Below are 15,295 nucleotides of genomic sequence, written 5' to 3'. Positions count from 1 at the left end.
AATTTCGAGCTTTAGAATAATTAAAACATTTAGCCGTGATGACACACTTAGCATATATCACGGAATAAAAGTTAAAATCCAAACTTCCACTGCACTTTTGCGTCGCAATGTTTTTAAATTATTAAACTAATTTATCCTGCAATTCATCCCATTCCTCTAAATAACTCATATTGAGCTCTTCCTGTGCTGTTAGTTCTTCTTGAAGTTCCGTTAATCTTACATAATCAGAAACAACCTCTTCCGATTTAAGCCCTTCTTCAAGTTTTGCAATTTTCTCATCACATTCCTGAAGCAATACTTCAAGCTTTTTAATCCTTGCTTCCATCTTAGCCTTTTCTTTACCAGGAGTTGTAAATTTTTTCTTTTTACTTTTTTCTTTAACTATAGATTTTTCTTCCTCATCAGTTTTCTTTACTGCCTGCTCCAAATAGTACTCATATCCAAAAGGGTAATAATCAACATTACCTTCATCAAATACCAAAACTGACGAAGCAATTTTTTTTACAAAATATCTATCATGAGAAACGAAAAGCACCGTACCAGTATAATCCATGAGCATTTTCTCCAATGTTTCCTTACCTATTATATCCATATGATTTGTAGGTTCATCCAGGATAAGAAAATTTGGTCTTCTCTTTAATATCTTACATAATTCCAAACGTACCTTTTCTCCACCAGAAAGAGCATTAACTGGTTTAAACACATCTTCTTGTGTAAAAAGAAAAGCTCCAAGGGCACCTCTAACCTCTGTCTGGGTTAGATTAGGAAACTCATCCCAATATTCATCTAATACAGTTTTATCACTTTTGTATTGTGCCATATGCTGATCAAAATATCCAACTTTAACCTTATCTCCAATTGAATAGGTACCTCCAAGCTGAGGTATTGCACCAACAATGGTTTTTAAAAAGGTAGATTTACCTAATCCGTTACCACCAATAATTCCAACTTTTTCACCACGAGTTATATTAAGTGAAACCGTTGAAAGTTTTTCACTGTATCCTATATCCAAATCCTTTACTGACAATACCAGTTGAACACTTTGGTATTCAGGTTCAAAATCCGCATGAAAGCTATTTGTATCTGCTAATTCAGGTGCTTCTATAACATCCATACGATCAAGCTGCTTTATTTTAGATTGTGCCATAGCCGCTTTGGTGGCTTTATAACGAAAACGTTCAACAAGTCCACTTAAATGAGCTATTTCCTTTTGTTGTTCAATATGTTTTTTCTGCTGTATTTCCCACTGAACACGCTTTTTTTCAGCAAATACAGAATAATTCCCAGCATATTTTGTGATTTCCCCTCGTTCAATTTCATAAACTGAACTCACAATTTTATCTAAAAATTCCCTGTCATGAGCAACTATAAGAACTGACTTTTTGTATGCCTTTAAATATTCTTCAAGCCATTCAATAGAATTAATATCAAGATGATTTGTAGGTTCATCTAATACCAATAAATCCGGCTTACTGAGCAAAAGCTTAATAAAGGCAATTTTAGTACGCTGTCCTCCAGAAAACTCTGAAAGAGTTTTTGACTTATCTTCATTTGTAAAACCAAACTGCTTAATAGCACCCTCATATTCCTTCTTATAACTATAACCTCCAAGCAGACTATATCTTTCCTGTAATTCTGAATATTTCTTAACTGCAGAATTATTTGGGCCGCTTTCCATCTCACTAAGAAGTTTCTCCATTCTAATTTCTATATCAAGTATTTCCTTGTAGGCTTTTTTTACTTCTTTCTCAAGCGTAAAAGTTTCATCTTCAAATGTAATCTGCTTAAGATAGCCTATAGTTATATTTCTAGCTGTAATAATGGAGGAAGTTTCACCGTTATCAAGCTTTGCAAGCTCATATTCACCAGAAATCAGCTTAAGCAGAGTTGTCTTTCCGCACCCATTTCGTCCAACTAAAGCAACTTTTTCTCCTTCATTTATTTCAAAATCTATATTAGATAATATTGTATTTGCGCCAAAAGCAACGCAGCCATTTGTAATTTTAACTAGCATATGATGCACTCCTTATAAATCTCCTTATTTCCCTTTTCAATTATATATCATTTATAGTAAACATCAAGTGATTCTTAGACTCAGGTGAAGTTTACTTGATTACATATAAATTATAATCCTATATCTCATAATTTATCTAGTCTATAAACAATTCTGCAATAAAGTTGTCCTTACTATAAAAATTTAAAAACGATGTTATTATATTTTTTAATCTATGAATTATTACAATTGATTTATATTTGCAATTCATTTGACTAATTTTATATTACGGTGTAAAATTACACTATAATATAATTAATTACTATATCTGAATAATACTAATCTAAAAGATATTAATGAAAGGACTATTATGACAAGAGAAGAGTTTATAAAAATAGTAAATTCAAAAATCAGACTTATTAGAAATGAAAAAAATTATACACAAGATAAAATGTCAGATATTCTAGGAATATCAAAGAAAACCTTAGTACAAATAGAAAAAGGACGATCTTCTTTGGGATGGACTACTTCTGTTGCTGCATGCACTATCTTTAATGACAGTGAAATTTTGCAGCTGGCTTTTGGAGGTGACACTCAAGATATTATACTATCTTTAGCTTTTGATGGTTATGAAAAAACTTATGATAAAACTTTAGGTGGGCATGTATGGTGGAAAGATATTGAATCTGAAAGCAGCTACAAAATTCAACAAAATATAATATCAAAACACTATAGAATTTTAAATGCTGAAGATAGGAGAATATGTTCATCTTTTGACTTCGACTATATAAAGAAAAGAATAAGTGAACTTAATAAATAGATTTTCATAAAGTAAATGACACAGTTCAAATTAAAATATATTTAGGGGGTTATTTAATGATTACAAATTTATTAAGATTACTTTTTACAAGATCCTTAAAACCTTTTACTTTTACAAATGAAAACAAATATGAGTTTAATATGGATGTTCCAGAGCTTGGCATATATGTCCACATCCCATTTTGTACCACTATTTGTCCTTTTTGTCCATATAATAAAGTAAAATATGATAAGTCTTTAGCCTCTTCCTATAAGGATGCCTTAACAAAAGAAATCCAGATGGTAAGCGCTCTAAATAAAAAAAAGACTAATATAAATAGTGTATATTTTGGTGGTGGTTCACCAGCACTTATGCTTGAACACCTTTCTGATATTTTAAATGTACTTAGAACTAACTTTCATATAAAATCCAATATAGGCATAGAACTTCATCCAAGAGATATTAATACTGAAACTCTTGTAAAGCTTAAAAATATTGGTTTTAACATGGTTAGTATAGGTATTCAATCCTTTGAAGAAAAATACTTAAATATTCTAGGCAGAGAATATATTAATGGTGCTGAAAAAGTAAAAATGGCTGCTGCTGCTGGTTTTACTACCATAGATGTAGATCTTATGTTCGGCATAAAAAGTCAAAGCAAGGAAAGTTTAAAAAATGATTTTATTACTGCATTTAATTCAGGAGCAACTCAAGTTTCCACCTATCCTTTTATTGATTTTTCCTATGCAAATAATGAAAGTAAACCTTTAGGGAAAAAACATAAAAAGGAACTCCTTGAATATCTTGAATCAATAAGTGGAGAACTTCAATGCATCAGAACCTCTGTGTGGACTTTTGGGAAAAAAGGCATTCCTAAATATTCTTCTATTACAAGGGATAGTTTTATAGGCTTTGGACCAAGTGCTACTACCCTTTTAAATGATTTCTTTAAAGTTAATACCTTCTCAGTTGTAGAGTACATAAAATGCATAAACAATGAGAAGATACCAACTTCTCTTACTCTTAGCTTTAACAAAAAAACTCGTGCCCTTTACTGGCTATTTTGGAATTCATATACTTTAAAAATTAACAATAAAAAATTCAAAAAACTTTTTAATACAGACTTAGATTATATATTTAAATTTGAATTACAACTCGGTATGTTTCTGGGACTTATTCGTAAAACAAATGAAGGTTATGAATTAACGAAAAAGGGCACTTATAAATATCATTTAGTTGAGCAGGCCTATACTCACCAATACATAGACAAAACTTGGAGGATAGCACAACAAGAAGCATGGCCAGATAAAATAAATTTGTATTAAACAACTTCTATTTTTTATTACCGCAGAGTAGCATTAATTTATAATTTACATTACTATAAAAATATTATTTTCTAATTCATGAATACTCCACCATTTACATCTATGCTACATCCAGTAATGTAATCTGAATCATTACTAGCTAAAAATGATATAACTCCACTACAATCTTCAACTTTTCCTAATCTACCCAAAGGAATGATTTGTTTAATTAAAGATTCTGGAGAATTTACATAAGTAAAATCAGTAATCATATTCGTTCTAATGGCACCTGGACAAATACCATTTACATTAATATTGTAAACACCATATGCTTTTGCATAGCATTTGGTGGCAGTAATCATTCCACCTTTTGATACAGAATATGCTATAGATGATTCATTTCCACCAATTCTACCTGCAGCAGAAGAAATGTTAATTATTTTTCCATATTTCTGTGGTTTCATAAACTTAAGAGCTTCTAATATACATAAGTGCATACTCCTTAAATTAATATTCATCACTCTATCCCATTCTTGCACATCAATACTTTCGATTGGCATTGATGGACAAACTCCAGCACCATTTATTAAAATGTGAATAGTAGGAAATTTCAATTTTGCTACTTTAAATAAATTTATTATATCCTCTGGTTTTGAAACATCAGTTTTAACATAATAGCATTCACAAGCTGTTAAGTTTTTGATTTCTTCAGCGGCCTTTATGCCACGTTCTTCATTTCTACCAGCAATTATAGCACCACTTAATCCTTCCTTTGCCATACAAATGATACTTTCCTTTGTAATGCCATCCGTTCCACCTGTAGCAACAGCATATTTACCTTGAAATTTATGCATGTTTCTACCTCCTTTCATAAAACTCATCATCGCTTACTGATACGACGCACAGTGGTATCAATCCCCAAAAGTCCAGCTAAATTGCCACCAAATACCTTACGCTTATCCTCATCAGTGAGAGGTAAATAGCCATACTTCCATTGCAATTCTTCAGGAATTTGGAAGTTACGAAGTCCCATTACTGCCGCACCTATTTGAACACCATATCCAGCGCTATCTGTTCCCCAAATTATACGATCTGGTCCTGCAAATCTCATTGCTTCTCCAAGGATTTTTCCAAATTTATATGGTGCAGTTATTGCCCAAGGTACAAGCAGACTCAAACATAAGTATATATTAGGATGACCCATAGCTACCATATTGAGATCATCACAATAAGGATACCCCATATGAAAGGCTACAAGCTTTAAGTTTGGAAAGTCGCGAGCAACATCATCAAGTTGGATAGGCAAACAATACTTACTCTTTCCAGGTGGCACCCATGAGAAGCCCGTATGAATATCTAACACAATACCAAGCTCTTCAGCTCTCTTATAAAAAGGCCATAGCTCAGGATCATTTATATAGGTATCTTCAGGTGGATAGTATTTAAAAATTTTTGCGCCCTGCTCTACCCAATATTCCATCTCCCATATAGCATTTTCTACACCTCTGTGCTTAATTGGAGAAATATTCGGCTCAATTATAAAACGATCAGTATGTTTTAAAACAGCCTTCCATGTATCACCATTTGTACACCAACGACTGGAATATCCTGTAGTATCCATCATAGATTCAGGTAAAAGACATGCAATGTCAACGTTATATTTATCCATTGCACGGATTATATTTTCGGGATCAGAACTTTTTTTAAGTTCCCAAGGTTCTATCATATCAGAGTATTTTTCTGGTGCTCCCTGCAGCAAAAGGCGCATAATGCCATCAATAGCACGCCACCACATTTTCACACCAGGAAAGTGATTTATTGTATCCATATCTCCAATTAAATGACATTCTGGATCGATTTTAAAAAAAACATCATCAAAATATTTATCGTTCATATTAGTTGCTCCTTTCTTATATTTGAGGTAAACCTTGTCGTTTATCCATAAATCTTTTTGCATGTACATCCATTAAGCCATTATCCTGCCAAAGTTCTGGATAATATTTTTCAAATCCAGCAGTAGGATTCATGGAACAGCGAATCCAACGAGGTTCAAATAAATTCATGTAACATTGCTGACAACGTATGCATTTTACGATATCTCCGCATCTTCCAGCTTTCACCTTTGCAGGCCAATATGGATCAGCAATAGACTGACGTCCAAGAGAAATAATATCGGTTTTTCCGCTTTTAATTGCTTCTGCAGCAATCTCTGGATTAACAAAATCTGGTGTAATGATTGGTAGTCCTCCACTAGCTTCTTTAAAGCCTGGTGACCAGCGTGTAAAGTCATTTTCACCATCTGGTGCAAATCCAGCTCCCGGATTCTCATAACAGCCTTGTGATACGTCAAAATAGTTTGCTCCTGCATCAGTAAAAAGCTTAACTAGCTTACATACTTCTTGGTGACCTAATCCACCTGTTACCAATTCATCTCCTGAAAGACGGCAACCTAACACCTTATCTGAGCCAATTTTTTTACGGATACGCTCAATAATATTTGTAACTACACGAGCGCGATTTTCAGTACTGCCACCATACATATCAGTACGTTGATTGGAGCGCGGTGACAAGAATTGATGCAGGAAATATCCATGAGGAGTATGGAGTTCTACACCGTCATAACCTAATTTATACGCAGCACAAGCATGTTCAACCATGAATCCCTCTATCTTTTCAATTTCTGCAATAGTTAATTCTCGTGGAGTATGTCCTTTAATTGCGTGGAAAAATTCAGGAGCATTCTTTTTTAGATAGTTAAAAGCCATATCTTTAACATCTTCATATTCCTCATCGCTAAGATTTTTAAGTTTTTCCACGCCTCCAATTTCATCAATCAGTGTAACACCAAGCCTTTTCAACTGCTTAGCCCAACCATAATTTAAATTTCGCAGGTCTGTTTCTATGGAAACAGCTGATGGAGCACCTGCAGCAATAGCCTCATGCATCATATCTGGATGTCCCTGCCTTCCCCATCCGGGAGAAATTTGCATAAATACCTTAGTACCTTTATAAGAATGAACAACATCAGATAATTGGCTCAAAAAGCGGTATTTTTTCTGACTGTCACATAAAAGAGGATTAAGCGAATCGCTGCCACGCCATGGATAAGGATTGGCTACAATACATTCAGTGATGATAAGACCGAAGCCGCCTCTTGCCCTAGTGGCATACCAAGCATTAGATTGATCACTTGCATAGCCTTCCGGTCCCGTATATCCCATATTCATTGGCGACATAGCAATTCTGTTTTTCAATTCTACATTACCGATCTGAATCGGCTCAAATAATATGTCTGTATTCATTTAAATAACCTCCTTATACATCTTACAAATGTTCTCATAATTGACATTTGCTGCTTTTAACTATAAGATATTTCTATCATCAATTCAAGAATCAAAAGGTTATGATTTGTAAGATAAGAGACAAAACATATTAATCTGTTTCCGAAAAGGAGGATATCTATGGAACCAAAATACGACTTACGGATTATCCGTACATATAAATCATTGACAGGAGCTTTTTTACAGCTCATGAGCGAGAAACACTTTGAAGATATCACAATAAACGAATTATGTGAAAAAGCAATGATTGGCAGAACCACATTTTATAAACATTTTGCAGATAAATATGAGTTTTTTCGTTTTTTTGTTAGACAATTGCAATCTGATTTTGATGCATCAAATACTACTTCAGCTGATTATGAAAATCCACATTATTTTTTTATGAGTATCCTAGGTCATTTGCTAGATTTCTTAAAAGAACATGAACAATTTGTTCATATGGTATTAAGTAGTAATTTACTTTCTACACTTCTAGACATACTTTCGGATCAAATTACTTTTGATATTGCTCAGAAAATTAGAATTGGCATAAAAAAAGGTATGGATGTACCTGCATCTCCTGAGATAATAGCATCTTTTTTTACTGGTGCTATAATACACACTATTAGATGGTGGCTAATGCAAAAAAAGAAGTTATCTGAAGAAAAGTTAATCGAAGAAGTAGAAAAAATTCTCTTTGCTTTGCATTAATAAATCAATTAGAAATTTAAAAAATGAAGATTAGTAATAGAATTTACTCATCTTCATTAGGTTTCTTATTCTGGACATAAATGCGTCTCACTCCATGCCATCATGGCATTCAAAACAGGAATAAAACTTTCCCCCATTTCACTTAAAGTATACTCAACCTTTGGTGGAATTTCTTTATAAATTTCGCGATGTAAAAAACCATCTTCCTCCAACTCACGAAGTTGTTTGGTAAGTGTAGATTGTGTTATACCATCCAAACGACGCATCAGCTCACCAAAGCGCTGAACCTTATAAAATGCTATATACCATAATATTAATATTTTCCATTTACCGTTCAATACAGACTGCAGCATGCTCATTGGCACACAACGGGCCATCATATTCTTACCACAGAACTTATTATCAGTCATAGTTCGTCCTCCGTTTCATGAACAGTATATCTCACGCTTTAAAAAAAATCAACGTACTACCTTTTTTTGAACTTAGTACTAAAAATAATACTATCACCATAAAAAGACCGTACTTGAATATAAAAAACCTTTGCTGTAACATGTAAAGCATAAACGGGAGGCCACCATCTTAAGACTCGTTTCATAAAGAAAAATTATCCATAAAGGAGCGCGATATATATGCATTACACTGGAACTATTTGGAGACCTCCATATGAGGAATCCTCTCTATTAATTGAAGTAACTGCTGGCTGCACTCATCACAAGTGCAAATTTTGTACTCTATATGACGATCTTCCTTTCAAATTTAGAATGTCATCTTTGGAAGATATTGAAGCTGATCTAGCAGAAGTACAGGAGCAACTTCGTTCTTGGCCTAACCATAAAGTCAATCGTGTTTATTTAATAGGAGCCAATCCTTTCGTTTTGAAATTTGAACGACTAAAAGAAATCGCTGATCTGATTCATAAATATATACCTGAGTGCAAAACAATAGGTTGTTTCGCTCGTATTACTGATATTACCCTAAAAACAGACAATGAATTAAATGATTTACATAAGCTTGGTTACGATAGCCTTACTATCGGAGTAGAAACTGGTGATGGAAAAGCCCTTGAATTTATGAATAAGGGCTATTCGCCAAAAGAAATCATAGCCCAAAGTCACCGTCTAGATGCCACAAACATTAAGTATAATTATTTTTATCTTACTGGTATCTCTGGTGCTTCTCGAGGAAAAATTGGTGCATTAGAAACTGCCAAAGTATTTAATCAAACTCACCCTCAGATTATTGGCTCATCCATGCTTACTATATATCCAGGATCTGAACTATTCAATGAAATTCAAGCTGACAATTGGTCTGAGGAAACAGAATTGGAAAAATTTCAGGAATTAAAAACGCTCATTGAAAATTTGGATATTCCAGTATTCTTCGCCACCTTAGGTGCATCAAATGCAATTTTTGTTCAAGGCCTGATTCCAAAAGATAAAGCTACTATGGTTAGATATCTTGAGAAGGTGTGCAAAACCCAAAATGAATCAGAATTGCAATACTACCGTACACACCTAGAACACCTTTGATTTTATGCAACTTAATAATAAATGTATTAATAACTGTTTAAATTAAATTATAGGCTTAAAAGTTAATTACATGAACTATAAAAATAATTTCTAATGTGAAACAGTTATATTTATTTTATGTAATGTAGTTATTCACTAGCTACAGTTTCTTTTAATCATTATTAATAACTGCAACTAATGTACCTAGAATACTAGGCAACATATGATAATTTCTGAAGAGACATTTTTAGTTTAAATGTCTCTTCAGAAATTAGCTATGCTTATAAAAGTATCTATTGAACAACACCTGAAATTTGAAAGTACTTATATGTTAACCATATACTTCTTCCTATCATAGATGCACATCCAAACACAAGAATCCATATACTTATAAAACTAGATATATCTCCTTCGGCGTATCTAAAAAAACATTTTATAACAATAAGAAAAACATAAACTCCAAGACTTAAATACGATTCATTATAATAAACTTCACCTTTAGCTTCATCATTACTATATTTTAATGTTCCTCCACGAATTATTCCAACTCCCAATCCAATAATTGAAAAAATAGATATTATCAAAATTTCTTTTAAGGAAAAATTTAATACTTTTACATAATCTTCAACAATCATTATTATAAATAATATAGGTATCAACCATAGATTGGGAAACTTAATTCTTTTACTCTTTCCATTAAGTATCCTAAAAAACTTTAATACTATAACAATCAATATAAGATAAACTATTGACACTAATTTCACCTCTACCACTTATTTTTTTATTACTCAAAATTTTATATTATAGCAACTTAGACACTTTAGTAATACACATAAAATACTTCAACATCTTTTCTTATTACTAACAATAATTATAAATTTAAAATATATAAGGAATTAAAGCCCATGATCTTTTTATATATTTCTCATATTCGTCACCAAATTCTATTATTAAAAATCTTTGTTCTCTATTTATTTTTATAATATAAATAATTAAAATAATGCAAAATCCTATAAAAGAAGTTAAACTTCCAAATGTAATAAAAGTTCCAAAGAATCCACATACCATTGCTGTATAAATAGGATTTCTTATATATTTATACGGTCCACTACAAACTAATCTTTGCCCTTCTACTTTTTGAATTGCCCCACTCCAATTTCTCCCCAATACTATTCTCGCCCATATTGCAAATAAAAGTGATAACACTAAAATTGTAATTCCTATATATTGAACATATCTATAATTAGGTATTATTTCGTTCCATAAGAATGTATTTTTAAATTGAAAAAATGTAATAACATAAGCAATTACTACTAATGTTAAATGTACTGCTCTTTCTATCCTCATTTGACCACTTGATTCTTTTTTTACATTTGACCTAGTTTTTATGGCTGCTAATATCCAATAAATCCAAAATATTATCCAAATGTAACCAACTATAGTAATATTGCTCATAAGATCCTCCTCATTTTTTTATTAGATTTAATCATCACTTCCAGTATAATTTTCCACAACTTCTGAAAATGTATCTTCTATTATTGAATTCATATCATTTAAAAATCTTAATATAGTGACTTTCTCTTCATTATTATATTGAGATATAATATTCTTTTTCTTATTATATGATTTTTCATGAACTTTTTTATGAATTTTGCATACACCTAATCCCAATTCAGTTAAATTGTAATACATTTCTTTATTATTTCCTTCTTTTTGATATTTCGAAACATAACCTTCATTTAATAGCTTTTTACACATTTTAGTTATAGCACCTGTTGTCATTCCTAGTTCTTGTGATAACTTAGTTATATTTGCATCTTCGATATATTCTATAGCTGCAATACAATGAATTTGTGAAAAGGTGAGTTTATTCTTAATACTAGGAACAGTTATCTCATTACTTTCTTGTATTTTTTTTAGTGAAGATATAATTTCATTAACAATATTCACATTAATTTTCCCCTTTAAATATTTCTTCCTTGGAAGTAATATTATAATATAATATTACTTCTTACATGTCAATATTTTTTGCCTAAAGTTTTATTTAATACTTCAATACTTACATAAATACTATAATTTTTGTTTTTTATTTCTTCAATAATTGATATATTATGTACGTGAGGTATACTTTTGTATCTCCTTTTAGTTTTTCTAAGCAGTAATTACTACTATCTTTGCCTACTAAAATTATACTCTAAGACTGTTTAATATCTGACTAATATATAAAAACATAGAAAAAAACAAAACGCGAAAAGAAAATAAAAAAATTTTGAAACGCTTTTATTTAAGTCGAGTCTTATAAATAGGAGGTGGGAAAGTGACAGACTTCAGTGATATATATACCGAGTATTTCTCGGTTGTGTATAAATATATTCTATCTCTAAGTCGAAATGAAGCTATTGCAGAAGAAGTTACACAGGAAACTTTTTTCAAGGCAATGCGTCATATAGATCAATTCAACGGAACGTGTAGGCTATATGTATGGCTCTGTCAGATTGCAAAAAATACTTACTTTTCATTTTGTCAAAAGCAAAAGCATACAGCTACAGGTATAGATACAGACTTTTCAGATACAACTCTAGATTTAGAAACTAGGTATCTTGACAAAGACGCAGCACAGCGATTACACGTCCTACTTCATAATCTGAATGAGCCATACAAAGAGGTTTTTACTTTACGAGTATTCGGAGAACTGCCATTTTTACAAATTGGTGAATTGTTCCAGAAAACCGATAGTTGGGCAAGGCTGATTTTTTACAGGGCAAAAAAACAATTACAGGAGGCAATGAAATGAAAATATCTTGTGAAATAATAAAAGATTTACTGCCATTGTATTATGATGGTGTATGTAGTAATGAAAGCAAAGCACTAGTTGAGGAACACCTTACTTTTTGTAATAACTGCAAAGTCGAGCTTCAAGCAATGGAAGATGCATTACCCATTAACAAATCAGAACAAAATTTAAAAGAAGCCGAGGCAGTACAAAAATTATCAAAGATTTGGAAAAGAGGTATGACAAAATCTTTGTTAAAAGGCATTTTTAGCACAATTTTGATAATTGCACTCTTTCTCCTAATTCTCTATATCTTCTTAGGTTTCAAGATCGTACCAAAACCTTAATACCTGTAACAGAAAAAAATATGGATTATATTTTATATAAAAATACTTGAGTTTAAAATAAACTTTTTACTATTTACACATCCTTCATAATGCTTCGTAAAATTTCCTAATTATGATATAATATGTGCGTATTGTGGGTGATTTTTTATGAAGGTCTATGATACATTCAGCTTTACATCAGCTTGCTCCTTGCAAGGACTACAACAAACTCAGCTATGCTTTGTTTGGAGCCTAAGTTGTTAAATTAGCTGAATTGCGCACATATTTTAGGCTCTGTAACACATAGCTTTTGTGTATTCTTTGCTTCAATTCTATGATAAGAGTGAAGGAGTAATGAAATGAAACATGTAAAAGCACAAGATGTGTTGCCAGAGGAAATTGTTAAAATAATACTTTTAAAAGCTGTGTAGATATTAATATTGTTGAGGCTAGTAAAGCATATATATCGGATAAAATATTAAATACTTTTACAAATTCACCCCATGAACAAAAGAACTGCTTGATATTAATGAAATAAATGACTCATCACAAATTAATATCTATTTAGCCGGATTAGATAAATATGTATATGGAATGCCAAAAGTTACAAATGCACAAATTAGTAAACTGTTTAAAAAAGAAAAAAAATTAAAATTGCAAAATCTAGATGCTGAGGATTCAAAAATCATATATTTAGGATGGATTGATGAGCCTACTAAAAAGTTATTTGTAGCATATAAGTATGAATGATAATCTCATAGGTATGACATGCAGGATGCCAAACCATAGTTCAAACAATACCCATATATGTTCACTTTGCAATCATGTAGGAAGACAAGATGAAGTAGCTTTTGTTTCACCTGTCTGTAAAACATCTAATTCAGGGGAAGGTGCCTATAAATCAATAGGATTTTATATTTGTTTAGATAGTAAAAAATGTAACGAGCAAATTGTCTCTACTGAAAAACTTGAGAGAATTTTAAAAAACGTCAATAATATAAAGTAATAAAAACCCATATTTAAATTATCTCTACAAGATAAATAATAGAGACATTTTTAGTTTAAATGTCTCTATATTTGAATTCGCATAAAAATCTTTTTCTTATTTTTATTTTTTAAGGTTTTGTGATAAAGGTTCCATTAAAAATTCAATTGTTCTTTTCCATGATTTAAACTGTCCTTCTACATTACCTTCTATAGTTCCTCCTGAAGAAAATATTCCCCCCATCATATTCATAGATAGTGTTTCGCTTATAGGAATAATATATGGAACTGGGATTGGATGACCCATTTTATCATATGCTAGTAATTCTACATTGCTTTTGTAGTTATTATTTTTTAGATTATCTATTATTTCTAAACAACCATCATAACTATTCCATATATTATCTTCTTTTCCTGTGATCAAAAGAATATCTGCTTCAGAATTTTCTACTTTTATTCTTGCTTGTTCTTTATTTACTGCTCTTTCAATGCTTTTCTTGTAAGTACTAGCAAAGCCAAATGGAATTCCTTTTTCTATAGCCTTTTTTTGATCTTGAAAAAATATATTATTATCAACTTCTATATACGGAATTGACTCTCCTTTATATGACCATGATGAAACATTATTTCCCACCATCATTCCATTAAGTGCTTGAAAGCAATAAGCATGAGGCTCCACTGCAACCACTTTTTTAATTTGTTTGTATTTTGAAGCAAGTAAAAGTGATAATTCTCCACCTTTTGATGTTCCATGTAAAAATATTTCTTCGGATTTAGTAATTTCATTATTCTCAATCCATTTAAATATTTTTTCAAAGTATTCTAATGAAACTTTTTCTAATTTATTTGATAATCCTTCTGATGCAAAGTATGGAACCATAAGAACATTAAATCCTTTAGATGCAAGTGGTGCTGCCAAAAGAGCCAATGCTTGTGTATCCCCGTCTGATCCACCAAGCATTAAAACTATTTTGTTATTAGATTTTTCTTTGTAAAATAGCTCCCCATTAAACTCATCTTCATGTATATGCTTTACAATAATGTCTTCTGTTTTGAACAATCTTTTTAAGTTAATTTCTTTTTTTTCATCAAAAGATTCAAATACCATATTCATAATCATTGGTTCATCAATAGATATATTTTCTGCAATATTTTTGCCTTCAGTTCTAGACTTCTTCAATGAATAAATTAGTCCCATACTATCATTAGCTTTATAAGTACCTTCTACAGGATTAGCTAAATCTAAATCCACTTCACCTTTTTCATCAGAAATAAATACTCCATAAGATGAATATTCCTCTCCTTTACACCATGGTAATTCCATTTTCATACTAATTCTTAGTTTACTATTTGGGCTTAATTCCATAACTTTAATTTTTATTTTTTCAACCACAAGAGCTTCTATATCAAATATTTCTATTTTCATAATCACATTCTCCCTATAATATTGTTTTCTATTTTTTTATTAAAGAGCTCTTTTTATTTAATAATTGATACTTATTTTATTTTTTGACAATATATTGACTATTTAAGTATATCAATTTAATTCATTATAGTCAATATATTGTCTATTTTTC

General features: G+C 31.2%; 15 protein-coding genes and 1 pseudogene. 7 read left to right on the top strand and 9 right to left on the bottom strand.

Annotated elements, in window-relative coordinates:
• Nucleotides 1-121 precede the first annotated feature (121 nt).
• A complete protein-coding gene (locus tag EG57_RS0205680; RefSeq protein ID WP_032076302.1) occupies nucleotides 122-2,014 on the bottom strand; it encodes an ABC-F family ATP-binding cassette domain-containing protein in 1,893 nt (630 codons plus the stop codon).
• 349 nt (nucleotides 2,015-2,363) lie between these two features.
• Between EG57_RS0205680 and EG57_RS0205675 the strand changes: the two genes are divergently transcribed.
• Entirely contained in the window at nucleotides 2,364-2,813 is a 450-nt protein-coding gene (locus EG57_RS0205675; RefSeq protein WP_032076301.1) for a helix-turn-helix transcriptional regulator, read from the top strand.
• Between the two features lie 56 nt (nucleotides 2,814-2,869).
• Entirely contained in the window at nucleotides 2,870-4,117 is a 1,248-nt protein-coding gene (locus EG57_RS0205670; protein ID WP_032076300.1) for a radical SAM protein, read from the top strand.
• Nucleotides 4,118-4,188: 71 nt separating this feature from the next.
• Here EG57_RS0205670 and EG57_RS0205665 read toward each other — a convergent pair whose 3' ends face one another.
• Genes EG57_RS0205665 through EG57_RS0205655 form a run of 3 tightly spaced genes read right to left on the bottom strand, consistent with a single transcriptional unit; the run spans nucleotide 4,189 to nucleotide 7,398 of the window.
• Nucleotides 4,189-4,950, bottom strand: coding sequence for an SDR family NAD(P)-dependent oxidoreductase (locus EG57_RS0205665; protein WP_032076299.1), 762 nt, complete (start codon nucleotides 4,948-4,950; stop codon nucleotides 4,189-4,191).
• Nucleotides 4,951-4,976: 26 nt separating this feature from the next.
• Nucleotides 4,977-5,990, bottom strand: a complete 1,014-nt coding sequence (locus EG57_RS0205660; protein ID WP_032076310.1) for an amidohydrolase family protein — start codon at nucleotides 5,988-5,990, stop codon at nucleotides 4,977-4,979.
• A gap of 16 nt (nucleotides 5,991-6,006) precedes the next feature.
• Nucleotides 6,007-7,398, bottom strand: coding sequence for an oxidoreductase (locus tag EG57_RS0205655; RefSeq protein WP_032076298.1), 1,392 nt, complete (start codon nucleotides 7,396-7,398; stop codon nucleotides 6,007-6,009).
• A gap of 159 nt (nucleotides 7,399-7,557) precedes the next feature.
• On the opposite strand from EG57_RS0205655, the gene EG57_RS0205650 reads away from it, so the two are divergent.
• Nucleotides 7,558-8,127 (top strand): TetR/AcrR family transcriptional regulator, encoded by a 570-nt coding sequence (locus EG57_RS0205650; protein ID WP_032076297.1) that lies wholly within the window; start codon nucleotides 7,558-7,560, stop codon nucleotides 8,125-8,127.
• Nucleotides 8,128-8,192: 65 nt separating this feature from the next.
• On the opposite strand, the gene EG57_RS0205645 is transcribed toward EG57_RS0205650, so the two are convergent.
• Nucleotides 8,193-8,537, bottom strand: coding sequence for a winged helix-turn-helix transcriptional regulator (locus EG57_RS0205645; RefSeq protein WP_032076296.1), 345 nt, complete (start codon nucleotides 8,535-8,537; stop codon nucleotides 8,193-8,195).
• A gap of 219 nt (nucleotides 8,538-8,756) precedes the next feature.
• On the opposite strand from EG57_RS0205645, the gene EG57_RS0205640 reads away from it, so the two are divergent.
• Nucleotides 8,757-9,656, top strand: coding sequence for a radical SAM protein (locus tag EG57_RS0205640; protein WP_032076295.1), 900 nt, complete (start codon nucleotides 8,757-8,759; stop codon nucleotides 9,654-9,656).
• Nucleotides 9,657-9,928: 272 nt separating this feature from the next.
• Here EG57_RS0205640 and EG57_RS0205635 read toward each other — a convergent pair whose 3' ends face one another.
• From EG57_RS0205635 to EG57_RS0205625, 3 genes are all read right to left on the bottom strand, one after another.
• Entirely contained in the window at nucleotides 9,929-10,390 is a 462-nt protein-coding gene (locus EG57_RS0205635) for a DUF1453 domain-containing protein (protein ID WP_242859814.1), read from the bottom strand.
• A gap of 124 nt (nucleotides 10,391-10,514) precedes the next feature.
• Nucleotides 10,515-11,090 (bottom strand): methyltransferase family protein, encoded by a 576-nt coding sequence (locus EG57_RS0205630; protein WP_032076294.1) that lies wholly within the window; start codon nucleotides 11,088-11,090, stop codon nucleotides 10,515-10,517.
• 27 nt (nucleotides 11,091-11,117) lie between these two features.
• A complete protein-coding gene (locus EG57_RS0205625; RefSeq protein WP_032076293.1) occupies nucleotides 11,118-11,585 on the bottom strand; it encodes a MarR family transcriptional regulator in 468 nt (155 codons plus the stop codon).
• Nucleotides 11,586-11,952: 367 nt separating this feature from the next.
• Here EG57_RS0205625 and EG57_RS0205620 point away from each other — a divergent pair, with 367 nt between their 5' ends.
• The 3 genes and pseudogenes from EG57_RS0205620 to EG57_RS26215 form a co-directional block, all read left to right on the top strand.
• On the top strand, nucleotides 11,953-12,429 hold the full coding sequence (locus tag EG57_RS0205620; RefSeq protein ID WP_032076292.1) for an RNA polymerase sigma factor: 477 nt from the start codon (nucleotides 11,953-11,955) through the stop codon (nucleotides 12,427-12,429).
• Entirely contained in the window at nucleotides 12,426-12,755 is a 330-nt protein-coding gene (locus EG57_RS0205615; RefSeq protein WP_029163199.1) for a zf-HC2 domain-containing protein, read from the top strand. The genes EG57_RS0205620 and EG57_RS0205615 overlap by 4 nt, the downstream gene beginning before the upstream one ends.
• Nucleotides 12,756-13,140: 385 nt before the next feature.
• Nucleotides 13,141-13,740 (top strand): annotated as a pseudogene (locus EG57_RS26215) (FBP domain-containing protein); the annotation flags it as partial.
• Between the two features lie 102 nt (nucleotides 13,741-13,842).
• Here the strand turns inward: EG57_RS26215 and EG57_RS0205605 are convergent.
• Entirely contained in the window at nucleotides 13,843-15,144 is a 1,302-nt protein-coding gene (locus tag EG57_RS0205605) for an acyl-CoA thioesterase/bile acid-CoA:amino acid N-acyltransferase family protein (protein WP_032076291.1), read from the bottom strand.
• Nucleotides 15,145-15,295: the final 151 nt, after the last annotated feature.

The sequence above is a fragment of the Clostridium drakei genome (assembly GCF_000633595.2).
Taxonomy (GTDB): Bacteria; Bacillota; Clostridia; order Clostridiales; family Clostridiaceae; genus Clostridium_AM; species Clostridium_AM drakei.
The sequence above is the reverse complement of the archived record's forward strand: the minus strand, read 5'-3'. Positions and strand labels throughout refer to the sequence as shown.